This is a genomic window from Nonomuraea spiralis (assembly GCF_014648435.1).
Taxonomy (GTDB): Bacteria; Actinomycetota; Actinomycetes; order Streptosporangiales; family Streptosporangiaceae; genus Nonomuraea; species Nonomuraea spiralis.
The window spans coordinates 299,332-319,942 of the sequence record NZ_BMRC01000007.1; the positions used below are offsets into that span (position 1 = coordinate 299,332).

Below are 20,611 nucleotides of genomic sequence, written 5' to 3' on the forward strand. Positions count from 1 at the left end.
ATGACCGCGATGACCATGGCCCAGGCGCTGAACGCCGCCCTGCGCGACGCCCTGCGCGAGGACGAGCGTGTCCTCGTCTTCGGCGAGGACGTGGGCCTGCTCGGCGGCGTCTTCCGCGTCACCGACGGCCTGACCAGGGAGTTCGGCGAGGAACGCTGCTTCGACACGCCCCTGGCCGAGGCCGGGATCGTGGGCCTGGCCGTCGGCCTGGCCATGGGCGGGTTCCGCCCGGTGATCGAGATGCAGTTCGACGCCTTCGCCTACCCGGCCTTCGAGCAGATCGCCTCGCACGTGGCCAAACTGCGCAACCGCACCCGCGGGCGGCTGTCGTTGCCGATGGTGATCCGCATCCCGTACGCGGGCGGCATCGGCGGCGTCGAGCACCACTGCGACTCCAGCGAGGCGTACTACGCCCACACGCCGGGGCTCAAGGTCGTCACGCCCGCCACGCCCGACGACGCGTACTGGCTGCTGCGCGACGCCGTCGCTGACCCCGACCCGGTGATCTTCATGGAGCCCAAGCGGCTGTACTGGTCGAAGGACGAGACGTCGGCCGCCGACCGCCGCGCCGCCGGGTTCGGCCGGGCGGTGGTACGCCGCGAGGGACGCGACGCCACGCTGGTCGCCTACGGTCCCAGCGTGCCGGTGGCGCTCCAGGCCGCCGAGACCGCGGCCCAGGACGGCCTCTCGCTGGAGGTGGTCGACCTGCGGACGATCGTCCCGTTCGACGACGAGACCGTGGTCGCCTCGGTACGGAAGACGGGCCGCTGCGTGGTCGTCCAGGAGGCCCAGGGGTTCGCCGGGGTGGGGGCGGAGATCGCGGCCCGCGTACAGGAGCGGTGCTTCCACTCGCTGGCCGCGCCGGTGCTGCGCGTGACCGGGTTCGACATCCCGTACCCGCCGCCGATACTCGAACACTCGCACCTGCCCGACGTCGACCGCGTGCTCGACGCCGTGGACCGGCTGCAGTTCGACGACGAGCCCGACCTGCTGCACCTCGCCGGGGAGGCGTCATGACGGCGACCGCCGCGCGGCAGGTGTTCCGGCTGCCCGACCTCGGCGAGGGCCTGACGGAGGCCGAGATCGTCGAGTGGAAGGTCGCCCCCGGGGACACCGTGGAGATCGACCAGATCGTGGTGGAGGTGGAGACCGCGAAGGCGGCGGTGGAGGTGCCGGTGCCGTACGCGGGGACCGTACTGCGGTTGCACGCGGACGCGGGTGCCGTCCTGGCGGTGGGGGAGCCCCTCATCGAGATCGGCTCCGCGACCGTACCGCCCGAGACCTCGACGGGGGAGGACCCCGCGGCGGCCCGATACCGGGAGGAGGAACGCGCCGGCTCGGGCAACGTCCTGATCGGGTACGGCACCGCCCCCGCTTCCCCCACCCGCCGCCGCCGTTCCCCCCACCCCAAGTCCCCCCAACCCACCTCCGCCCCGGCCCTCACGCCCGCTCCCACCCCCGCGCCCGCTCCCACCTCCGCTCCCGCGCCCACCTCCGCGCCCGCGCCCGCGACTGGACCTTCGTCCTCGGGCGGGCCGGAGCGTGCGGCTCGCGTGATCTCGCCGCTGGTCCGCCGGATGGCTCGCGAGCACGGCGTGGACCTGACCGCGATCCTCCCCACCGGACCTCACGGCGTGATCCTGCGCCGCGACGTCGAACACGCCCTCGCCACCCCCGCCCCGGCAGCCGTCACCCCGGCGGCCCCCACGACGCCGCCCCCCGGCCCGGCCACCACAAACCCTGGAGCCTTCACGGCGCTGACGGCGGAACGCATCCCCCTCCGAGGCGTGCGCCGAGCCGTGGCCGACAAGCTGACCCGCAGCCGTACCGAGATCCCCGACGCCACCACCTGGGTCGACGCGGACGCCACCGACCTCCTCGCCACCCGCGACACCCTCCGCCGGACCAGCCCGGACCTGGGCATCGGCCTGCTGGCCCTCCTGGCCCGAGCCTGCGTGGCCGCCCTGCGACGCTTCCCGGAACTGAACTCCTCGGTGGACACGGCGAGAGCCGAAATAGTCCGCCATGGCCACATCAACCTGGGCTTCGCCGCCCAGACCGACCGCGGCCTCGTCGTCCCGGTCGTACGGGACGCGCACCTCATGACGACCGCGCAACTGGCCGCCGAACTCACCCGCCTGACCACCCTGGCCCGCTCGGGCGGCCTCCCACCGGCGGCCCTGACCGGAGGCACGTTCACCCTCAACAACTACGGCGTCTTCGGCGTGGACGGCTCCACCCCGATCATCAACCACCCGGAGGCCGCGCTCCTCGGCGTGGGTCGCGTCATCGACCGCCCCTGGGTGCACGGCGGCGCGGTGGTGCCCCGCAAGGTCACCCAGCTCTCCCTGACCTTCGACCACCGAGTATGCGACGGCGGAGCCGCCGGAGGTTTCCTCCGCTTCGTCGCCGACTGCGTGGAGAACCCCGCCGTCCTGCTCGCCCACGTGTAGTTCACGGTTACCCCGGCAGAACGGGGTAACCGACACGTGCGTACGTCCCGCCACCGAATCCCCGGCCCCGAAGACCAGCCGCTAGCCACCTTCCTCCCGACCTTCCGCGAATCCGCCCATCCCACGCCCAGCACGAACGCCTTCCCGCCGAAGACACCCGGCCCCTCACCCTGACCGCTGTGCACCGGCTTGCGTTCTGGTGATCAAATAGTGCTATTCTTACCTTCCGGCCGGATGTTGATTTCGGCCGGAAGCTGCTTGTATGACCACTCTGCAAGCAACCGTGCGGCCCGCGAGCGCCGCAGATCTCCCCACAATCGAACGACTCTGGCTCATGTTCCGCCACGACATGTCGGAGTTCCAGGGCGGTCTTCCCGCCCCTGACGCCACCTATCACAGTGACCGCCTGCATGCCGCGTTCCAGGACGCCGACTGGGCGTCCTACCTGTTCACCAGCGACGACCACCCGGTCGGGTTCGCGTTCGTGCGCGCGCTGTCCGGCCCTGAGCGGGTCCTGAACAGCTTCTTCGTCGTACGGGGAGCGCGCCGCTCCGGCATCGGGATGGTGGCTGTGCGAGAGGTGATCTCCCGGCATCCCGGCCCCTGGGAGATCGCCTTCCAGGACTCGAACGAGGCAGCCGTGGCGTTCTGGAGGCGCGTGGCCACCGAGATCGCCGGCGAGGCGTGGACGGAGGAACGCCGAGCGGTCCCGAACCGCCCTGACGTCCCGCCGGACGTGTGGATCTCCTTCACGGCCGCCTGACCGGTGAACCAGGCGAGCGTGACCGGCGGGGTTCGACGCGGCCCACTCGGGCCGCCGAAGAACACCGCCGGTCACGCTCGCCCCCGTCGGCCGATCGCACCGCGCCGAACGACGAGGTACGACCGCTCATGGCTGCGCGCAATCGCCTGCCTAGGCCGTGAACGTCAACACCAGGACCGCCACACCGAGCGGCAGATCGAGTGCGGCACAGAACTCGGCCAGCGATCGAGCCACCACCTTGTTCCTGCGCCAGACGATCACGTCCAGCGTGGCGTGCCCGATCAGGGCGGCGGCGACGAGACAACCGCCGAGCGCGGGCGACAGGGACAGCGCGGCCACCGACGCCGCGCCGAAGACCAGCATGGCGGGAACCTGCACGGCTCCGAGCCACGGCGTATGCAGCAGTCCACCCCCCAGGCCCACGGCCGCGACGCACACCGCACCCCCGACCAGCCCCGGCCACGGATCGAGGTCGAGCAGCCGCAACACCAGCACCGCCACCACCGACGCCCCGAACATCGGCCAGACCACGCCCGGCCTCCCCGTCACCGCCGTGGCGAGATAGATGAGCGCGGCCAGAAACACCACCAGAGCCGCATCCCGACCGTCCTTCAGGTCCAGAACGGTGAACCCCATGAACGCCAGCCCAAGCCAGGTCGGCCATCGACGCGCGACAGCCATGAGCACCCGACCCACGGGGGAGCGGCGACCCTGCGCCTCGCCCTGCACGGACGAAATCTCAACCATGCCCCGACTCTGCCGACCAGCCCCCGGCCGCATCGAGCCCCGCGAAGCGAGAGGTCCAGAATCTTGGGCTCCTGGTCCATCCGGACCGGCCCGCCGCAACCGCTGCCCCCGTGAACGCGACCGTCAGCGACGTACCGAAGCCGCGAGAGGAGAACCAGCCCCGACTCAGACCTGCCTGAGCGACCGCAGCCAGACCGCCGACGAGTACGTGCTGCTGAAGCGGAGCACCCGCAAGGGAGCGAAACGCGGGTCGCGAGCACGCCGCCGGATCTCCGCCCGCCGGGACGCGTGCTGCGACCACGCCCACCAGGCCGGATGGTCACCCCGGAACCATCCCGCGACCGTCTCCCGATTGCCGTTGAAGACCGGTTCGCGCAGAAGCGTCCTGCGCAGCGAACGCCGCAGAATACGCGGCATGACGACCCGGCGCGGATAGTCGAGCCAGACGACGGTGTCGGCACGTTCCCACAGCAGGTCGCGCACCTCCGGATAGCCGAAGGAATCGAAGATCCACGCCGGGCTCCCGGCGATCTCGGCGACCCGCGCGGGAAACATCTCGTCCACCGCCCAGCCGGGACCGGCGAAGTACAGGGCGTCCATCTCGTGGTAGGGCACGGACAGACGACTGCTCAGGGCCCGCGCGAGGGTGGACTTGCCCGCCCCGCTGATGCCCGCCACCAGGATCCGACGCATCCCCGCAGGCTAGCGCACCCGCGAGCCGGCACCCTTCCGTCCGCCACGCCGAAACGAGCAGAGAAGCCCCCGCAGTCCCACCCGGCCTGCGGCGCTGACAGACCACGGTCTGACAACCCGTGGTAGGACTTCACCTCCTCAAGACCAACCCCTGGTCCGACGCGCTCCCGACCCCCGCGCCGCAATCATGACCGCATGCTGAAACCTCTCGCCGTCGTCCTGACGGCTGTGCTGGTCACGTACGGCCACCCCGCCGCAGCCGCCACCCCCCGCACAACAACGATCGGAGACAGGACCGCGATCACGGGCGAGAGCCGAACCTTCGTCTCCTCGGCCACCCTCCCCACCCCACCCGCCAAATCCTCCCTGACCTGGCAGCCCTGCCCCAACGACAAGATCGGCATGACGTGTGCCGACCTCCAGGTCCCGGTGGACTGGCAGAAGCCCGACGGCCGCAAGATCACACTGAAGCTGGGCAAACTCAACGCGACCGGCACCTCCGAAGGCTCCGTCCTGGTCTCCTACGGCGGCCCCGGAGGCCCTGGCATAGCCACCACCGAATCCGTCCCCGACTGGTGGACCCGGCTACGCGAGCGCATGGACATCGTCACCTGGGACACCCGCGGCTACGGCGAGCAGTTCGGTGGCCTGAGCACCGGCCTCCCGTGCCTCTGGACCCGCCTCCCCATCCCGGAAGGCCCGCAGGACGAAGCCGACTTCGGCCGCCTGTCCGACACCGACCGCGGCTACGCCGAGCCCTGCCGCCGCAAAGACCCCGAACTGTTCGCCAACATGAGCTCCGCCGACCAGGCCAGAGACATGGAAGCGATCAGGAAGGCCCTGGGCGGCGCGAAACTCAACTACTACGGCGCCTCCTACGCGGGCTTCTACGGCCAGGACTACGCCCGCCTCTTCCCCGGCCAGATCCGCACGATGGTCCTCGACGGCACCTGGAACCACAGCACCGCCGACTGGCCGCGCGAACTGGAGGAGATGGCGAAGTCCAACGACGAGGCCATGCGACGCTTCTTCACCTGGTGCGCCACCCATGACTGCCAGGACACACCCGGCCTGTGGCGCAAGCTCGTCGACCGTGCCCGCCGCATGCCCATCCCGACCACGACGGCCAACGTGGCATACGACACCCGCGACCTGCAGTCCCTCGCCCTGTTCATGGCTCGCCAGGGAGCGCCGTCCTGGCCCGCCCTGGCGAAGGCGATCCGCAAGGCCGACAAGGGCGACGCGTCCGACTTCGTCCCTGCCCAGGGCCTTCGCTTTCCGGACCAGTCCACCCCCGTCACCGAATGCCTCGACTGGCCGCGCTACCCGAACCTCAAAGAGCTGACGACCACCGACGCCCGCCTCCGCAAGATCGCCCCTCTGACCGGCACCGCCAACACGCTGGCCTCGGCAACTCTCGCCTGCATCGGCTGGCCGGCAGCGGTCACCAACCCGCCCGCCCCTCTCCCCAAGGGCGTACCGCCCATCCTGGGCGCGGGCGCCTGGGGCGAGTCGGACGCGGTGCAACGCGCCCTGGCCGCCGTCCCCGGCAGCACCACCATCCGCCACGACGGCCCCGGCCACACCCTCTACGGCTTCAACCCCTGCGCCCGCGACCTCATCAACCGCTACTTCACCGACCAAACCATGCCCCCTCAAAACACCCAATGCTGACAACCACAGAAACCCCAGCGACCCACAACCCCTGAAACGAACAAGCAGCCCGCCGAAAATCCGATGCCGCACCGTCCGGAGCTGCACCGTCCGGAGCTGCGCCGTCTGGGGTCGAGTTGTCGGGGGCTGAGCTGCCCGGGTCCCGGCGTCGTCCTGGGCTCCGCGTCGTCCGGGTCCCCGCGTCGTCCAGGGCCCCACGTAGTCCGGGGTGTGCGGTCTGGGACCGTAGGGCTTCGGCGAGGTGCCCGCCGCCCCCATGTGAACGGCCATCTTCGCGGGTATGGGCGACTCACTGATCGCGCCATCGTGCCACGCAGATCCGTCCCCTTGGGCCGAAGGACGTCGGGTGAACCGGCTTGGGCCCAAGCCGACTGAGAGCCCAGGCTGCCGGCGCCTGTGGCCGAGCAAGTTCAAGGCATGTAGACCCTCAAGGCAGTTCCGGCCGCACGGGCAGAGGCTGCACAGGCGGAGGCTACACGGACCCACATCGTCCCTGCCTTCTCCTGGAGGGGCAGGTATCCCGCACCTCAGAGCGAGACCGGTGACAGGAAACATCCGGACATAACAGGCTTCGAGGATCAGGCAAGCGCGCCGGTTACAGAAAGCTGCTACGAGGGATCTGAGCGTAGGCACACGGCTGAGCCGATCGCGCGTTACGGTTGGGCGTGAGGGCCTTTTGGTTCGGTGCTTGCTGGCGCAATCTGCACTGAGCCGGAGGCCCTCACCCTTTGCAGGATCATTCCTTTCCCGTCCGTAGGCGGTCTCCGCTCGGCTGCCGGCTGTAGGTTGCCGAGCCCCCCTACGCGAAGGGGCATGCCCGTCGGCGCACCCAGGGTTCGCCGGTCGCCGGTCAGAAGCCGGGAATCTCGATCTCGCGTACAGGCGACAGCGCGGCCGGTGGGAAGTCCGGCCACTGCTGTCCTCGGTGTCCCTTGCCCTGTAGGTGCTTGTCGGCGAAGGCTTGGGCGGCGGCCAGGACGTGCGCGACCTGCGACGTGGTGAGCTTGCCCGACGTCAGCGCCTCGCCCAGCTCGTGTAGATCCAGCACCCGGTAGGGAAGTCCGGGCGGGCCGACGATGAAGTCGACGTAGTGGTCGGTCACGCGGACCGTGTCGCCGCTCTCCCGGATCTCGACCAGGTCGATGTACCACCAGCCGGCGTGCTCCGGTTTGAACACCACCGGCTGGTTGAGCTGTACCGACTCGTCCAGCAGCAGGAAGGCACGTTGTCGGCGCCCCGCGTCCGGGCGAACGTACATGCTTCCGGGATGTCGAACTCGTACGCCGCGACCCGGCCGATCCGGACACCCGGGCACGGCAGCTCGCCGCGCAGCACAGTGATCCGCTCCGGGATCGCTTCCATCTGAGGAGGTTGGTCCGCACTCACACAAATGGATCGTATTGGGGTAAGCCGTTGCCCGCCCCAAGAAGGGGAGCGCTCTGCTCATCGACTGGACGGAGAACGTTGACTCGGGCACCAAGGGGGCGTTCACGTTCGTGGTCCTGGCGGCAGCCACAGAACATGAGCTGGAATCGCGGGCCGGGCGGCGCGCGTTTTGCAGGGCTGGGTCAGGCGGGGGAGGGGGTGGGGCCGGGGTCGGGGGGTGGGGTGGCGGTGGGATGGGAGTGGCCGGGTCTTACGAGGCCGGCGTCGTACGAGACCACCACCACCTGCGCGCGGCTGCTCAGCCCCAGCTTGGCCATCAGCCGGTTGAGGTGGGTCTTGACCGTGCCCTCGCTCACCGACAGCCGTTCGGCGATCTCTTTGTTGGACAGCGCGTGCCCGACCAGCCGCAGCACCTCCGTCTCGCGTCCGGTGAGCCGGTCGAGGGAGGGGGAGGGGAGCGGGGCGGGCGGCTCGGTGAACGCCTCGATCAGGCGGCGGGTCGCGGCCGGGGCCAGCAGGATGTCGCCCGCCGCGACCGTGTGGATGGCGGCGATCAGGCGCTCGGGCGGCGTGTCCTTGAGCAGGAAGCCGCCGGCGCCCAGGCGCAGCGCGTTGTAGACGTATTCGTCGAGGTCGAACGTGGTCAGGATGAGCACCTTCGGCGGCGGGTCGGGTGCGGCGGCGAGGATGCGTTCGGTCGCGGTCAGGCCGCTGATGCCGGGCATCCTGATGTCCATCAGGATGACGTCGGGGCGGAGCGTGACGGCCAGGCGTACGGCCTCCTCGCCGTCGGCTGCCTCGCCCACCACCTCCAGGCCCGCGGCGCGAAGGAGCGCGGCCAGACCGGCGCGGATGAGCACCTGGTCGTCGACCACGAGAACTTTGATCATGCACCTGCTTCACGGTCGTCACGGCGGCCGATCATCCTCGGCGGGTGAGGAGAGCGGGAAGGTCGCCAGCACCTCGAACCCGCCTTGCGGCAGCGGCCCGGCGGTGATCGAACCCTGGTAGAGCCTGACACGTTCAGTCATGCCGATCAACCCGTGGCCCGCCGGGCCGGGGTGGTGCCCGTCGGCGGTCGTGCCGTCGTTGCTGACGCGTAAGGTCAGCGTGTTGGCGCCGTAGCCGATGTGGATGTCGACGCGGCCGGGGGTGGCGTGTTTGAGCACGTTCGTGAGTGATTCCTGGACGATGCGGTAGGCGCACAGGTCGAGGCCGGGTGGCAGCGGCCTGGCCCGGCCCTCGACGGTGACCTCGGTGGCCAGGCCGGCGCCGCGCATGCGTTCGACGAGCGGGTCGAGGCCGAGCAGGCCGGGGGTGGTGGCGTAGAGGCCCTCGTCGTCGTCGTGGGCCTCGATGCGCAGGATCGACAACATGCGGCGCATCTCGGTCAGGGCCTCGTGGCTGGTGTCGGCGATGACGCCGAGCGTGGCGTGCGCAGTGGTCGGGTCGGTCAGCGCCACGTAGCGGCCAAGCCCGGCCTGTACGGAGATGACCGACATGTGGTGTGCGACGACGTCGTGCAGCTCACGGGCGATGCGCACCCGTTCGCGGGTGACGGCCCGATGGGCGGCCGCGTCCTGCTCCCGGTGGAGTTGCGCGGCGAGGTCGGCCAACTGCCCGGTACGCTCCGACAGCAGTCGTACGCTGGTGCCGGCCCCCACCGCCCAGGCCCCCACCACCAGCGACTGCGCCGTGGCCGACCAAACGGCGATGCCCGGCTGCTGGCTGGAGGCGTAGGTCCATTCGGTGACGACCAGCGCCGCGCCGATCGCGCACCACACCCACGACCGGTGGGCGGCCACCGAGTAGAGGGCCACCAGCGGGCCGATGCTGTTGAGCCCGAGGTGGTAGCCCAGCGCGTGGTAGACCAGCGACGTGCCCACCGAGACCATCAGGACGGCCACCGGCGCCATCCTGCGCAGCGCCAGAGGCGCGTTGACCAGCAGGGTCAGGACCATCGACAGGGCGTCGCCGGGGCGGCCCCGGCCCGGTTCGAACTCCTCCCACAGCCAGGTGCCGACGACCAGGGTCAGGGCCAGGGCGCCGTCGAGCAGCAGGGGGTGAACCGCGAATACCCGCCGGACGAGGGATGAGGCGGTGAAGTGCACCCGTCACGCTAACCCCGGCGGCGTCCCCGGCGCATCAACCCGGGGTTGGACTTCGACTGCCGCGGAAGTTGCAGAACGGCGGCGCCGGAGTCGTGCGGCCCTCGGTCTTGACTGGGCCGGTCAGATCGACTAGACCACAGGAAGCCCGGCGATCATCACGCAGTGGAGGACACGATGTCCGGCAGAGCGTTGGTACGACTCGCGGCCCGCGCCGCGTTATCCGCCGTCACGACGGGCGCGCTGGTCGCGGCCGTCGCGATGCCGGCCTCCGCGACGGCCCTGGAACGGCCGCCGAGGACCACCAAGGGGCCGTGCGCGTACACCGAGACCCCCGACGACCCGGCCGTGCGCAAGGTGCCGTTGCCGCCGGACCCGCGCCGCACCCCCACCCGCCCGGTCTCGGCGGTGCTCAGGACCAACCACGGCGACATCGGGCTCGCCCTCGACGCGGCCAAGGCGCCGTGTACGGTGCAGAGCTTCGTGCACCTGATCCGCCACCGCTTCTACGACGTCACGTCCTGCCACCGGCTCACCGCGTACGACCGGCTGAAGGTGCTGCAGTGCGGCGACCCCAGCTTCACCGGCGAGGGCGGGCCGGGCTACCGGTACAAGGACGAACTGCCCACCGACCTGCCGCCGTGGCCGGGCGACCCGACCGGTACGCGCAAGACGTACGCGCGCGGCGTGCTGGCCATGGCGAACGCCGGGCCCGACACCAACGGCAGCCAGTTCTTCCTGGTCTATGGTGATTCCGGCCTGCCGCCCAACTACACGGTCTTCGGCACGGTGGACGCCTCCGGGCTCGCCGCGCTCGACCGTATCGCCGCCGGAGGCATCCAGCCGGAGCCCGACGGCCCCACGCCGCCCCTGGACGGCAAGCCCGTCCTGCCGGTCGACATCCGGGACGCCAAGGTCTGCCGCAGATAGGCGCTGCGCCCAGCCCTCCGCTCACGCCCCCTGCTCACGCCCCCTGCTCACGGCGCCTGCTCGCGGCTGCCGCCCCGTTCCGCCGCCGGTGGAACGGGGCGGCACGGTTTGGAACGGCCTCAGAGGTGAGGGCTCCGACCGGGAGCCAGGAGCAGGGAGAGATGCATGAACCTCGGACGAGCCTTAGGCGCGGTGGCGGGGCTGGTGCTGGCCACCGCGGGAACGGCGGGGCTGAGCGGGCCCGCCTCGGCGACGACGCCCTTCATCACCCCCACCACCTGCACGATCCAGACGGTCGACACCAACAACTACCTGACGGCGGTGGGCGGCGGAGGCCGTACGACTGACGTGATCCACAGCGACGCCACCGTGGCCCGCTCGTGGGAGCGGTTCACACTCGTGGACGCCGGCGACGGCGTGCACGTCGGCATCAAGACGGCGACCGGCCATTTCCTCACCGCCGTGGGCGGCGGGGGCCGTACGACCGACGTCATCCACTCCGACGCCACGGTCCTGCAGGCGTGGGAGAAGTTCGAGCTGGTGCGCCAGGGCGGCGACGGATACACGATCCAGACGATCGACGGCCACTTCCTGACCGCCGTGGGCGGCGGCAACCGGACCACCGACGTGGTGCACAGCGACGCGACCCAGGCTCGGTCGTGGGAGCTGTTCCGGGTGCAGTGCGGCCTCACCTCCGTGCCGGACGTCCGGGGCTTCAGCGACAGCGGCGCGCGGAGCGCCATCGCCGGCGCCGGCCTGACGGTGGGCTCGGTCACGTTCGACAACACCTGCGTCGACGTCTTCGGGACTGTGCTGTTCAGCAGCCCCGGCGCGGGGGCGACCGTGCCGCGCGGCTCGGCGGTGAACCTCAGGGAGTCCAGCGGCAGGGACGCGAGCGGACGGCCCTGCGTGCTCAAGTGACCCCGGCCCGCGCCGCCCGGGGTGTTCCGGCCTCCGGGCGGCGCGGGCTCAGCCCGTGACGTCGCCGCCGCGCCGCGCCTGCCAGGGCAGGCGGTTCCCCAGCTCGACCTCCAGCGAGAAGCTGAGGAAGGTCCGTACGAGCACGATGAGGGCGAGCACGCCGACGCTGGTGAACGTCGGCGCGACCGCCACGGTACGGATGATGTCCCCGGCCACCAGGAGTTCCAGCCCCAGCAGGATCGCCCGCCCGAGCCCCTGCCGGTACGAGCGGTAGGCCTCCTGCGGCGTTCCGCCCTCGCGCAGCCGCTGCACGAAGAGCACGGTGGCCGTCAGCGCGCCGAGCACGATGATCGCCACGCCCACGAGATCGACCGCCTGGCCGACCGCCTCCACGATCCGCGCAAAGTCCATGAGCACCCTCTTTGCCCCGCCTTCAGCAAGGATCGGCGCAGCCGCCCTGGCGCGCATCCCCGACACGCCGGACCGGCCGGGCTCTTTGCCCAGGCCCTCGGGGGGACCCCTCGTACCGGCCTCAGGCGGGGGCGTCGCCGAGGGAGTCGAGCCAGCGGGTCAGGCGGGCTCCCTGGCGGCTCATGATCTCCGGCTCGCGCAGGGCGCTGGCCAGCAACGACATCCCCTGGTACGCGCCCACGAAGGTGAGCGCGAGGTCGTCGGCGTCCGGCAGGCCGAGTTCGCGGAACTGGCGTTCGGACCAGTCGAGGAGCAGCCGGACGACCCGGCCCGCCTCGACGTCGAGGCCGCCCTCGGCGCGCTTGTCGAGCTCGACGGCGAGGGTGCCGGTGGGGCAGCCGTAGCGGGCGGCGACGTCGCGCCGGCTCACCCACGCCTCGACCATGGCCTTGAGGCGGGCCCGCGGGTCGGGCAGCCGGTCGAGCTCGGCCGTCAGCTCGGCGAGGTGCCCGGCGTGCTCGGACAACGCGGCCAGGACCAGTTCGTCCTTGGTCTTGAAGTAGTAGTACACGTTCCCCACGGGCACGCCGGCGGCCTCGGCGATGTCGGCGATGGTCGTCCGCTCCACGCCCTGCTCGTGCAGGACCTGGGCGGCGGCGGCCATCAGCCTGCGCCGCTTGTCGGCCCCCCGGGCCCGTGTCCTCGTTGAGTCAGTCACCCAACTGACTATACGTCGGCGAGAGCTCCCGCGCGCGCGATCAGCCGTTCGTGGCGCGTGGTGAGACCAGGCCGGCGTCGTAGGCGGCGATGACGAGCTGGACCCGGTCGCGGGCGGACAGCTTGGCGAGCAGGCTCGCCACGTGGGCCTTGGCGGTGCCGGGGCTGATGTGCAGTTCGGCGGCGATCTCGGCGTTCGACAGGCCGCCGCCGACCAGCGTCAGGACCTCACGCTCGCGTACGGTCACGCCGGTCGGCTCGCGCGGCGGAGGACCGGCCCCGGCCGAACGGGCCGACCCCGCGAAGTCGGCGATGAGACGGCGGGTGACGCTGGGCGCGATCAGCGCGTCGCCCGCCGCCACGACGTGTACGGCGGTCAGGATGTCCTCCAGCGCCATGTCCTTGACCAGGAACCCGCTGGCCCCGGCCCGCAAGGAGGCGTAGACGTTGGCGTCGTCGTCGAAGGTGGTCAGCATGATCACCCGGGTGCCCGCGGACTCGGCCGTGATGGCCTGGGTGGCCTCGATGCCGTCCATGCCGGGCATGCGGATGTCCATGACCACGACGTCGGGGCGCAGTTCCCGGACGAGCCGGACCGCCTGGGCGCCCGTACCGGCCTCGCCGGCGATCTCGACGCCGGGCGTGCCCTCGACGACCATGCGGAGGCCGGCGCGGATGAGCGGCTGGTCGTCGGCGAGCAGCACACGGACGGTCATCATGCCTCCAGTCGCTCGGCGGGGAGGGGGAGGGGGAGCGTGGCGGCGACACGGAACCCGCCCTCGGGACGTGGTCCGGCGGTGAGGCCGCCGTCCAGCAGCGCGGCCCGCTCCCGCATGCCGGTGATCCCGTACCCGGTGGTGCCGGTGACGGTGGGGGTGCCGTCGTCCGTCACCTCGATGCGCAGGTCCGCGTCGCCGTAGTCGAGGACGACCCGGCAGTGGCGGGCGCCCGCGTGGCGTACGACGTTGGTCAGCGACTCCTGGACGATGCGGAACGCGCACCGGTCCACGGTGGCGGGCAGCGGGCGCGGACGGCCCAGGCGCAGCACCTCCACCCCGACACCGGCCGCCCTGACCGTCCCGGCCATCCGGTCCAGATCCCCGAGCCCGTCCGGGTCCCCCGGCCCGTCCAGGTCCCCCAGTCCGGTCAGGAGCACTGCCGCTCCTGGCCCGGCGGCCCCCGGTCCGGGGTCGTCGGCAGGAGGTGGTTCGCGAAGGAGGCCCAGCATGTCGCGTAGTCCTCGGAGGGTCTGCCTGCTGGTCTCCTCGATCGCGGTCAGCGCCTCGCGCGCCTGCTCGGGACGGCTCCCGATCACCCGGGCGCCCGCCCCCGCCTGGATGGCGATGACGCCGATGCTATGGGCGACCGTGTCGTGCAGGTCGCGGGAGATGCGCAGCCGTTCGGCGGTGACGGCCTGCCGGGCGTCGTGGGCGCGCAGCGCGGCGCCGTACTCGCGCCGCTGGCGCAGGGCCGTGCCCGCGGTCCAGGCGGCCAGTACGCCCAGGCCGAGCAGCACCGACACCGCGAGGAACCCCGGCGCGAGGACGCGCAGGCCCTGGGACAGCAGGGCAGCGGTCCAGGCGGCCTCCTGGACGACCAGCGTCACCACCGCCGCGACCAGACCGGCGGGTGCCGTCCTGGTGGCCTCGGCCAGGCGGGTACGCGCCGTCCGCACGGCGGCCGTTCCAGGAGGTCTGGTCAGGCGGGTTCGGGTGGTGGTGAGCAGGCAGAGGACGAGGTCGGCGGCCGGGAGGAGGGGCCAGACCCGCTCGTGCGGCTGGCCCAGCGCCACGGCCGCGACCGTCTCGGCCAGCAGCACCGCCAGCACCCCGACCGGCCGCCGCCTGGCCCACACCAGGGGGACCGCCATGGCGACGGCGAACGCCGCGTGCGCCCCGACCACCGGCAGCAGGGGCTCGCCGTCGGCCATCGTGGCGGCGTACAGCAGCGGGAGGCCCGCGGCGACGGCGCACCAGGCCAGCGCGGTCCGTACCCCGCGCGGCAGCCGCTGCGTCAGGGGCGGTTCGGGCGTTTCGTGGCGCATTCCGCAGATCGTAGTCAAGGCCGCTCGCGGCGGGCATCGGCCTGCGGGCCTATGCCCGCGGGCCACCCCGCCGCGCCGGAAACGGGCCCGCGGCCAGATGTGCCGCCCGCCCCCGCCACGGCAGCGTTGGACGGGTGATCGAAGTCAACGCACTGACCAAACGCTACGGCGACGTGACCGCCGTGAACGGCCTGACGTTCACGGTACGGCCCGGCCACGTCACCGGCTTCCTCGGCCCGAACGGCGCCGGCAAGAGCACCACGATGCGCATGATCCTCGGCCTGAACCGTCCCACCAGCGGCAGCGCCACCGTCGGCGGCGTCCCCTTCGCACGTCACGGCGCCGGGCTGCGGCACGTCGGCGCGCTGCTCGACGCCGGCGACGCCCACCCCGGGCGCACCGCCCGGGCGCACCTGTCCGCGCTGGCCGCCGGCAACGGGCTGCCGCGCGGACGGGTGGGCGAGGTGCTGGCGGAGGTGGGGCTGGAGGAGGCGGCCCGGCGCCGCGTCGGCGGGTTCTCCCTGGGCATGCGGCAACGGCTGGGCATCGCCGCCGCGCTGCTGGGGGATCCGCCGGTGTTGCTGTTCGACGAGCCGGTCAACGGGCTGGACCCGGAGGGCGTGCGGTGGGTGCGCGGGCTGTTCCGGCGGCTGGCCGGGGAGGGGCGTACCGTGCTGGTCTCCAGCCACCTGATGAGCGAGATGGAGCACACGGCCGACCGGCTCGTCGTCATCGGGCGCGGTGAGCTGATCGCCGACGAGAGCCTGGCCGAGTTCGCGGCGCGGGGCGGCGGCGCGTCCGTCTCGGTGCGTACGGCCGACCCCGCCGAGCTGGCCGCCGTCCTCACCCAGGAGGGCGCGGCCGTACGGCGGGACGGCGGCGACGCGCTCACCGTCACCGGGCTGAGCGCCGCCCACGTGGGCCGGCTCGCCCATGAACGGCACATCCAGCTCCGGGAACTCGCGCCGCGCACGGGCTCGCTGGAGCAGGCGTTCATGCGCCTGACCACGGCCCACGCCGACTACCGCGCCACTCCGGAAGACGCGGAAGGTGTGCGCGCCGGCGCATCGACGGGGGAGGCGGGATGACGCGCGCCCGGTTCCGCGACCTGCTGGCCGCCGAATGGATCAAGCTCTGGTCCCTCCGCTCGACCTCCCGGCTGCTCGTCCTGGGCACGCTGGCGATCGTGGCCGTCGCCGTCCAGCGCAGCCTGGAGGACTACAACGCCTGGCCCGCCCTCCCCCCGATGGACAGGGCCAGGATCACCCCGCTGACCGAGGCGTTCAGCGGCCTGACCGGCACCATGCTCATGATCGGCGCGGGCAGCGTGGGCGCGCTGACGATCGTCGGCGAGTACGCCACCGGCCTGATCCGCACCACCTTCATCGCCGTCCCGGCCCGCCATCGTGTCGTGGCGGCGCGGCTGACCGTGGTGGGCGCCGTCATGCTCGCGGCCGGCGCGCTGGTCTCGGCCGCCGCCTTCGGCGTCAGCCAGGCCATCCTGGCGGGCCGCGGCGTGACCGTTGCCGTGGGCGACCCGGCGGTGTTGCGGGTCGTGGCCGCCAACGCACTGCTCGCGCCGGTGTCGGCCCTGGTCGGCATGGGCGTCGGCGCCCTGGTACGGCACACCGCAGCCGCCGTCGTCACCGTCTGCGCGGTGCTGGTCGTCGTGCCGACGTTCTTCCGCCCGACCGTCCACCAGTGGCTCAACGACCTGTACGCCCTGGTCCCCTTCTACGTCTGGCGTACGTGCCTGGGCCTGCCGGTACTGCGCGAGGATCCGGCGCTGCCCACGGTGGCCGGCTCGTGGGCGGTGTTCGCGTCGTGGCCGCTGGCCGCCGCCGTCCTGACCCTGGTCGCCGTACGCCGCCGCGACGTGTGACCGTACCGATGAGAGGAACCTCCATGACCAAGCGCACCCGCCTGCTCGCCGTCCCGCTGACGGCGGCCTGCCTCGCCCTGACCATCCCCGCCTGCACCACGGCCGGCGCCAGCACGGCCGCCGCCACCCCGGCGCCCGTCGCCTCCGCCACCGGGCGCCCGGCGGCCGGGCGGCTGGAGCTGCCCCGCCCGACCGGCGCGGCGCCGGTCGGGCGCGACGTCCTGTACCTGGTCGACAAGACCCGCACCGACCCCTGGGTGCCCGAGAGCGGCCCGCGCCGCCTGATGGTCTCGATGTACTACCCCGCCCGCTCGGCCACCGGCGCCCCCGCCCCCTACATGACCACCGCGGAGGCCGCCTCCCTGCTCCAGCGCAAGGCCCCCGGCGCCGGCGTCCCGCCCGAGCTGGTCAGCACCATCCGTACGCACGCCCGCGAGGACGCCCCCGCCGGCCGGGGCCGCTTCCCGCTGATCGTGCTCTCGCCCGGTTTCGGCCTGCCCCGCGCCAGCCTCACGTTCCTGGCCGAGGACCTGGCCAGCCGCGGCTACGTCGTCGCCCTGGTCGACCACGCCTACGAGTCCTCCGGGACGACCTTCCCCGACGGCCGGACCATCACCTGCGCCCCGCTGTGCGACCAGCCCAAACCGCCGGAAGGCGGGCAGGCGACCATCACCCGCAGCCGCGCCAAGGACGTCTCCTTCGTCATCGACGAGCTGACCGGCCGCCACCCGGCCTGGAAGAAGTCCCGCCTGATCGACCCCCGCCGGATCGGCATGGCCGGCCACAGCCTCGGCGGGGACGCCGCCGCCGCCGCGATGGCCGCCGACCGCCGCGTACGCGCGGGGGCGAACCTGGACGGCACCTTCCACCCGGAGGTCACGCTCGACCGTCCGTTCCTGTTGCTGGGCAGCAAGGCCGACCACGTCCCTGGCAAGGACGACACGTGGGACCGGGGCTGGTCCGGGATGACCGGCTGGAAACGCTGGCTGACCATGGACCGGACGAACCACGGGAGCTTCACCGATCTGTCCGTCATCCAGGAGGCACTCGGCAAGCAGGGGGAGGGTTTGCTGACGCCGGGGCGATCCCTGGGGCTCACCCGCCTCTACCTCGCCGCCTTCTTCGACCGGCAGCTCAAGGACCGCAGGCGGCCGCTGCTCGACGGGCCCACGCCGGACAACCCCGAGATCGCCTTCCACGCTCCCCGGTCCTGAGCGACCGCCAGATGTCGCCGCGGGGTCACATCGTGCTTACCCCGGACGTACGGAGGAACAAGGGCGTCGTCGCGGGGTAGGGACGGGCGATGTCCGATTTCGCCGTCGATGTGCCGGACGTGGGCAGGGCGGCGCCGAGCTCTGGAATCCCCTCATGACAGAGTTAGCGATCAACGTCCAACGTCTGCCGGGCTGTCACGTCGTGCACCTCGACGGCGAGCTCGACCGCGTGACCAGGATGCAGCTGGACCGGACCCTCGCGAGGCTCCTGGAGGCGGACCGTCCCAAGGTCGTGATCGACGTCACCGACCTGGACTTCTGCGACTCGTGCGGCCTGTGGGCCCTCGTCGTGGGCCGGCGGCAGGCCGAGCGGCGCGGCGGCACGGTCCGCCTGGTGGGTGTGCACGGGCCGCTGGCGCGGCTGCTCACCCTCACCCGGCTGACACACCTGTTCCCGCCGGACGCCGACCCGGCCGACGCCACCGGCCGGCCCGCAGACCGGGCCGTGACCAGGACCAAGGCCAGGCCACGCGGCTGGCCGTGCTGACCCCATCAGGACCCGTCAGGACCCGTCAGGGGCCGTCCGGGCGGGCCGTCAGGACGGTGGCGAGGGCGCCGGGTCGGGCCCGTGCGGATGTGACTCGCCGGCCACCGGATACAGGTGATGGCCGGGGCCCAGACGCCATCCGAGCAGCGCGAGCAGTTCGCGCACGGAGGCCGGGGCGTGCTGGAGCACCAGCCTGCGGGGCGGCGGCAGGTCGGTTGCCGTCCCGATGATCAGCCGCAGCCCGCCGGCGTCGATGAAGGTAAGCTCGGACAGGTCCAGATGGATGTCGGCCTCGCCGATGCGTGACGCCCAGGCCAGCGCCCGGGCCAGCGCGGGGCGTCCATGGCGGTCGAGCTCGCCGCGTACGCGCAGGCCGAAGGGGTGCACCATGGGCAGCACATCGGCAGGGCCGCCGGTTCGGTCGGTCATGTTTCTCACACCAATGCGGTCGTCTCAGGGCAGAGCCGAGCCACGCCGCGTACCGGTCATGGGAGGGCACGGGCGTCCCTGACAGATCGCCGGAAAACAAGAGCGCCCGGCGCGCCGCGCTTCCGTCCAGCGTCGGCACATCGGGCAGAGGGGAGACACAGATGTCGGGTGATCAACCTTCCCCGCCGGGCACCGGTCGGGCCACCGCGGCAGGGGCCGCCGGTGATCTGATCGGGTGCGCCCACTGCGCGCCCGGCTCGGCTCGTTTACTCGGTCGCCTTACCCCCTGCCCCGGCTGGCGCGCTTTACGCGGCCGTCGTCCCCGTACGAGGTAGGGGCAGCGCATGCACGTACCCTTCCACCTGCGGTGCACCATCACCAACAATCTGGCGCTGACCCGGGACCTGGTCCGCGTCTACGCCCGCCACGCGGGCCTGTCCGGCACGCGGCTCGACCATCTGGTGCTCGCCGTCAACGAGGCCGCCGCGAACGTCCTGGAGCACGGCGGCGCCCGCGGCACGGTCACCGCCTACACCGACGCCGCCGTCCTGACGGTCGAGGTCTGCGACACCGCCGGTCGCCTGAGGCCCGAACACCTGGCCGACGCCCGCCTCACCCGTCCCTCGGCCTCGGCGCGGCAACTCGGCCTGTGGCTGATCCACCACCTGTGCGACGAGGTCGGCCTCGACCATCCGCAGGGAGGCAGCAGGCTGCGGCTGAGCATGCGCCTGCCCCTGGCCGCCCATCTGCGCCCCTGGGAGGGCGGCGACTCCTCACCCGCGGTCAGCTAGCGTCCCCACGGGCGGTGAGCCGCCGGTGAGAGCACGGTGAGCGGCCCCCGCCACTGTTGACCCGTCTCCGCGACCGCGGAGCAGAGGCCACACAGGTGGGGAGCGGAACAATGAGCATGCTGAACGGCAGGACGGCGCTGGTGACGGGTGGCTCGCGGGGGATCGGCCGCGCGGTGGCGCTGCGGCTGGCCGCTGAGGGGGCGCTGGTGGCCGTCCACTACGGCGGCGACGACGAGGCGGCCAAGCGGACCGTTGCCCTGATCGAGGACGGCGGCGGCCAGGCGTTCGCGGTGCGGGCCAGGTTCGGCACGGACGGCGCGGTGGACCGGCTGTTCGAGGGCCTGACCACCGGACTGGCCGGACGCGGGCTGGACATCCTGGTCAACAACGCGGGCATCGCCTCGACCAGCCCGGTCGCGCACCTGACGCAGGAGGAGTTCGAACGGGTGATGTCGATCAACGTCACCACGCCGTTCTTCGTGGTCCAGCGCGCGCTGCCGCTGCTGAACGACGGCGGCCGCATCATCAACATGGGCTCGACGGCCAGCCGGTTCGCGGTCACCACGCAGATCGGCTACACGATCAGCAAGGCGGCGCTGGAGTCGATGGCCCCGACGCTGGCCAACGAGCTGGGCCGGCGTGGCATCACCGTGAACACCGTCGCGCCCGGCGCCGTACGCACCGACATGACGGCGGGCTACACCTCCATCCCCGAGGTGGTCGCCGGGCTGGAGTCCATGACCGCGCTCGGCCGGCTCGGCGAGCCCGAGGACGTCGCCGACGTGGTCGGGTTCCTGGCCGGTCCGCGGGCGCGGTGGGTGACCGGCCAGACCATCGACGTCTCGGGCGGCACCTACCTCGGCCCGCTGGTCTGACCACCGGCGATCCGACCACCGGGCCA

The 20,611-nt window shown here is 72.3% G+C and carries 22 protein-coding genes; 12 read left to right on the plus strand and 10 right to left on the minus strand.

From position 1 onward, the window contains the following. The 3 genes from IEZ27_RS19600 to IEZ27_RS19610 all read left to right on the plus strand — a co-directional run bounded on the left by IEZ27_RS19600 (position 1) and on the right by IEZ27_RS19610 (position 3,216). The gene (locus IEZ27_RS19600) at positions 1–1,017 is read left to right on the plus strand and encodes an alpha-ketoacid dehydrogenase subunit beta (protein WP_189648558.1); all 1,017 of its coding nucleotides are present in this window, start codon (positions 1–3) and stop codon (positions 1,015–1,017) included. Then, on the plus strand, positions 1,014–2,453 hold the full coding sequence (locus IEZ27_RS19605) for a dihydrolipoamide acetyltransferase family protein (RefSeq protein ID WP_189648559.1): 1,440 nt from the start codon (positions 1,014–1,016) through the stop codon (positions 2,451–2,453). The genes IEZ27_RS19600 and IEZ27_RS19605 overlap by 4 nt, the downstream gene beginning before the upstream one ends. A 334-nt stretch (positions 2,454–2,787) precedes the next feature. Continuing rightward, on the plus strand, positions 2,788–3,216 hold the full coding sequence (locus IEZ27_RS19610; protein ID WP_229824131.1) for a GNAT family N-acetyltransferase: 429 nt from the start codon (positions 2,788–2,790) through the stop codon (positions 3,214–3,216). A gap of 150 nt (positions 3,217–3,366) precedes the next feature. Here IEZ27_RS19610 and IEZ27_RS19615 read toward each other — a convergent pair whose 3' ends face one another. Both IEZ27_RS19615 and IEZ27_RS19620 read right to left on the minus strand, forming a co-directional pair. Then, positions 3,367–3,963, minus strand: a complete 597-nt coding sequence (locus IEZ27_RS19615; RefSeq protein WP_189648561.1) for a hypothetical protein — start codon at positions 3,961–3,963, stop codon at positions 3,367–3,369. Between the two features lie 165 nt (positions 3,964–4,128). Continuing rightward, positions 4,129–4,656, minus strand: coding sequence for a P-loop NTPase family protein (locus tag IEZ27_RS19620; RefSeq protein WP_189648562.1), 528 nt, complete (start codon positions 4,654–4,656; stop codon positions 4,129–4,131). Between the two features lie 195 nt (positions 4,657–4,851). On the opposite strand from IEZ27_RS19620, the gene IEZ27_RS19625 reads away from it, so the two are divergent. After that, complete coding sequence (locus IEZ27_RS19625; protein ID WP_189648563.1) at positions 4,852–6,330, plus strand: alpha/beta fold hydrolase; 1,479 nt, start codon at positions 4,852–4,854, stop codon at positions 6,328–6,330. 850 nt (positions 6,331–7,180) lie between these two features. Here IEZ27_RS19625 and IEZ27_RS19630 read toward each other — a convergent pair. The 3 genes from IEZ27_RS19630 to IEZ27_RS19640 all read right to left on the minus strand — a co-directional run bounded on the left by IEZ27_RS19630 (position 7,181) and on the right by IEZ27_RS19640 (position 9,827). Next, positions 7,181–7,588, minus strand: coding sequence for a DUF402 domain-containing protein (locus IEZ27_RS19630; RefSeq protein WP_189648564.1), 408 nt, complete (start codon positions 7,586–7,588; stop codon positions 7,181–7,183). A gap of 310 nt (positions 7,589–7,898) precedes the next feature. Then, complete coding sequence (locus IEZ27_RS19635; protein ID WP_189648565.1) at positions 7,899–8,606, minus strand: response regulator; 708 nt, start codon at positions 8,604–8,606, stop codon at positions 7,899–7,901. An 18-nt stretch (positions 8,607–8,624) separates the two neighbouring features. Continuing rightward, positions 8,625–9,827 carry a sensor histidine kinase gene (locus tag IEZ27_RS19640; RefSeq protein WP_189648566.1) on the minus strand — a complete coding sequence of 401 codons (1,203 nt, stop codon included), beginning with the start codon at positions 9,825–9,827 and terminating at the stop codon, positions 8,625–8,627. A gap of 174 nt (positions 9,828–10,001) precedes the next feature. On the opposite strand from IEZ27_RS19640, the gene IEZ27_RS19645 reads away from it, so the two are divergent. Next, the gene (locus IEZ27_RS19645; RefSeq protein ID WP_125638696.1) at positions 10,002–10,754 is read left to right on the plus strand and encodes a peptidylprolyl isomerase; all 753 of its coding nucleotides are present in this window, start codon (positions 10,002–10,004) and stop codon (positions 10,752–10,754) included. A 165-nt stretch (positions 10,755–10,919) separates the two neighbouring features. Beyond that, on the plus strand, positions 10,920–11,675 hold the full coding sequence (locus tag IEZ27_RS19650) for a PASTA domain-containing protein (RefSeq protein ID WP_189648567.1): 756 nt from the start codon (positions 10,920–10,922) through the stop codon (positions 11,673–11,675). A gap of 48 nt (positions 11,676–11,723) precedes the next feature. On the opposite strand, the gene IEZ27_RS19655 is transcribed toward IEZ27_RS19650, so the two are convergent. The 4 genes from IEZ27_RS19655 to IEZ27_RS19670 all read right to left on the minus strand — a co-directional run bounded on the left by IEZ27_RS19655 (position 11,724) and on the right by IEZ27_RS19670 (position 14,847). Further along, on the minus strand, positions 11,724–12,086 hold the full coding sequence (locus IEZ27_RS19655) for a DUF1622 domain-containing protein (protein WP_189648568.1): 363 nt from the start codon (positions 12,084–12,086) through the stop codon (positions 11,724–11,726). 121 nt (positions 12,087–12,207) lie between these two features. Beyond that, positions 12,208–12,804 (minus strand): TetR/AcrR family transcriptional regulator, encoded by a 597-nt coding sequence (locus IEZ27_RS19660; protein WP_189648569.1) that lies wholly within the window; start codon positions 12,802–12,804, stop codon positions 12,208–12,210. A gap of 40 nt (positions 12,805–12,844) precedes the next feature. Further along, entirely contained in the window at positions 12,845–13,519 is a 675-nt protein-coding gene (locus IEZ27_RS19665; protein WP_189648740.1) for a response regulator, read from the minus strand. Next, on the minus strand, positions 13,519–14,847 hold the full coding sequence (locus tag IEZ27_RS19670) for a sensor histidine kinase (protein WP_189648570.1): 1,329 nt from the start codon (positions 14,845–14,847) through the stop codon (positions 13,519–13,521). Before IEZ27_RS19670 ends, IEZ27_RS19665 begins: the two co-directional genes overlap by 1 nt. Before the next feature lie 134 nt (positions 14,848–14,981). Here IEZ27_RS19670 and IEZ27_RS19675 point away from each other — a divergent pair, with 134 nt between their 5' ends. The 4 genes from IEZ27_RS19675 (at position 14,982) to IEZ27_RS19690 (ending at position 18,490) form a co-directional block, all read left to right on the plus strand. Next, the gene (locus IEZ27_RS19675; RefSeq protein ID WP_189648571.1) at positions 14,982–15,935 is read left to right on the plus strand and encodes an ABC transporter ATP-binding protein; all 954 of its coding nucleotides are present in this window, start codon (positions 14,982–14,984) and stop codon (positions 15,933–15,935) included. Continuing rightward, positions 15,932–16,729, plus strand: coding sequence for an ABC transporter permease (locus tag IEZ27_RS19680; protein WP_189648572.1), 798 nt, complete (start codon positions 15,932–15,934; stop codon positions 16,727–16,729). Before IEZ27_RS19675 ends, IEZ27_RS19680 begins: the two co-directional genes overlap by 4 nt. A 23-nt stretch (positions 16,730–16,752) precedes the next feature. Beyond that, on the plus strand, positions 16,753–17,943 hold the full coding sequence (locus tag IEZ27_RS19685; protein ID WP_189648573.1) for an alpha/beta hydrolase family protein: 1,191 nt from the start codon (positions 16,753–16,755) through the stop codon (positions 17,941–17,943). 154 nt (positions 17,944–18,097) lie between these two features. Beyond that, positions 18,098–18,490: an STAS domain-containing protein gene (locus IEZ27_RS19690; protein ID WP_189648574.1), complete on the plus strand. Its 393-nt coding sequence runs from the start codon at positions 18,098–18,100 to the stop codon at positions 18,488–18,490. 48 nt (positions 18,491–18,538) lie between these two features. Here the strand turns inward: IEZ27_RS19690 and IEZ27_RS19695 are convergent, their stop codons facing one another. Further along, positions 18,539–18,919 (minus strand): STAS domain-containing protein, encoded by a 381-nt coding sequence (locus IEZ27_RS19695; RefSeq protein WP_189648575.1) that lies wholly within the window; start codon positions 18,917–18,919, stop codon positions 18,539–18,541. A gap of 344 nt (positions 18,920–19,263) precedes the next feature. On the opposite strand from IEZ27_RS19695, the gene IEZ27_RS19700 reads away from it, so the two are divergent. Both IEZ27_RS19700 and IEZ27_RS19705 read left to right on the plus strand, forming a co-directional pair. Further along, positions 19,264–19,710: an ATP-binding protein gene (locus tag IEZ27_RS19700; RefSeq protein ID WP_189648576.1), complete on the plus strand. Its 447-nt coding sequence runs from the start codon at positions 19,264–19,266 to the stop codon at positions 19,708–19,710. 110 nt (positions 19,711–19,820) lie between these two features. After that, on the plus strand, positions 19,821–20,585 hold the full coding sequence (locus IEZ27_RS19705; RefSeq protein ID WP_189648577.1) for an SDR family NAD(P)-dependent oxidoreductase: 765 nt from the start codon (positions 19,821–19,823) through the stop codon (positions 20,583–20,585). Positions 20,586–20,611 lie beyond the last annotated feature (26 nt).

Bases quoted from the DNA above. Each gene is read 5' to 3' on its own strand.
- IEZ27_RS19600 (WP_189648558.1), top strand. From the start codon at position 1: ATGACCGCGATGACCATGGCCCAGGCGCTGAACGCCGCCCTGCGCGAC.
- IEZ27_RS19605 (WP_189648559.1), top strand. From the start codon at position 1,014: ATGACGGCGACCGCCGCGCGGCAGGTGTTCCGGCTGCCCGACCTCGGC.
- IEZ27_RS19610 (WP_229824131.1), top strand. From the start codon at position 2,788: ATGTTCCGCCACGACATGTCGGAGTTCCAGGGCGGTCTTCCCGCCCCT.
- IEZ27_RS19615 (WP_189648561.1), bottom strand. From the start codon at position 3,963: ATGGTTGAGATTTCGTCCGTGCAGGGCGAGGCGCAGGGTCGCCGCTCC.
- IEZ27_RS19620 (WP_189648562.1), bottom strand. From the start codon at position 4,656: ATGCGTCGGATCCTGGTGGCGGGCATCAGCGGGGCGGGCAAGTCCACC.
- IEZ27_RS19625 (WP_189648563.1), top strand. From the start codon at position 4,852: ATGCTGAAACCTCTCGCCGTCGTCCTGACGGCTGTGCTGGTCACGTAC.
- IEZ27_RS19630 (WP_189648564.1), bottom strand. From the start codon at position 7,588: ATGTACGTTCGCCCGGACGCGGGGCGCCGACAACGTGCCTTCCTGCTG.
- IEZ27_RS19635 (WP_189648565.1), bottom strand. From the start codon at position 8,606: ATGATCAAAGTTCTCGTGGTCGACGACCAGGTGCTCATCCGCGCCGGT.
- IEZ27_RS19645 (WP_125638696.1), top strand. From the start codon at position 10,002: ATGTCCGGCAGAGCGTTGGTACGACTCGCGGCCCGCGCCGCGTTATCC.
- IEZ27_RS19650 (WP_189648567.1), top strand. From the start codon at position 10,920: ATGAACCTCGGACGAGCCTTAGGCGCGGTGGCGGGGCTGGTGCTGGCC.
- IEZ27_RS19655 (WP_189648568.1), bottom strand. From the start codon at position 12,086: ATGGACTTTGCGCGGATCGTGGAGGCGGTCGGCCAGGCGGTCGATCTC.
- IEZ27_RS19665 (WP_189648740.1), bottom strand. From the start codon at position 13,519: ATGACCGTCCGTGTGCTGCTCGCCGACGACCAGCCGCTCATCCGCGCC.
- IEZ27_RS19670 (WP_189648570.1), bottom strand. From the start codon at position 14,847: ATGCGCCACGAAACGCCCGAACCGCCCCTGACGCAGCGGCTGCCGCGC.
- IEZ27_RS19680 (WP_189648572.1), top strand. From the start codon at position 15,932: ATGACGCGCGCCCGGTTCCGCGACCTGCTGGCCGCCGAATGGATCAAG.
- IEZ27_RS19685 (WP_189648573.1), top strand. From the start codon at position 16,753: ATGACCAAGCGCACCCGCCTGCTCGCCGTCCCGCTGACGGCGGCCTGC.
- IEZ27_RS19690 (WP_189648574.1), top strand. From the start codon at position 18,098: ATGACAGAGTTAGCGATCAACGTCCAACGTCTGCCGGGCTGTCACGTC.
- IEZ27_RS19695 (WP_189648575.1), bottom strand. From the start codon at position 18,919: ATGACCGACCGAACCGGCGGCCCTGCCGATGTGCTGCCCATGGTGCAC.
- IEZ27_RS19700 (WP_189648576.1), top strand. From the start codon at position 19,264: ATGCACGTACCCTTCCACCTGCGGTGCACCATCACCAACAATCTGGCG.
- IEZ27_RS19705 (WP_189648577.1), top strand. From the start codon at position 19,821: ATGAGCATGCTGAACGGCAGGACGGCGCTGGTGACGGGTGGCTCGCGG.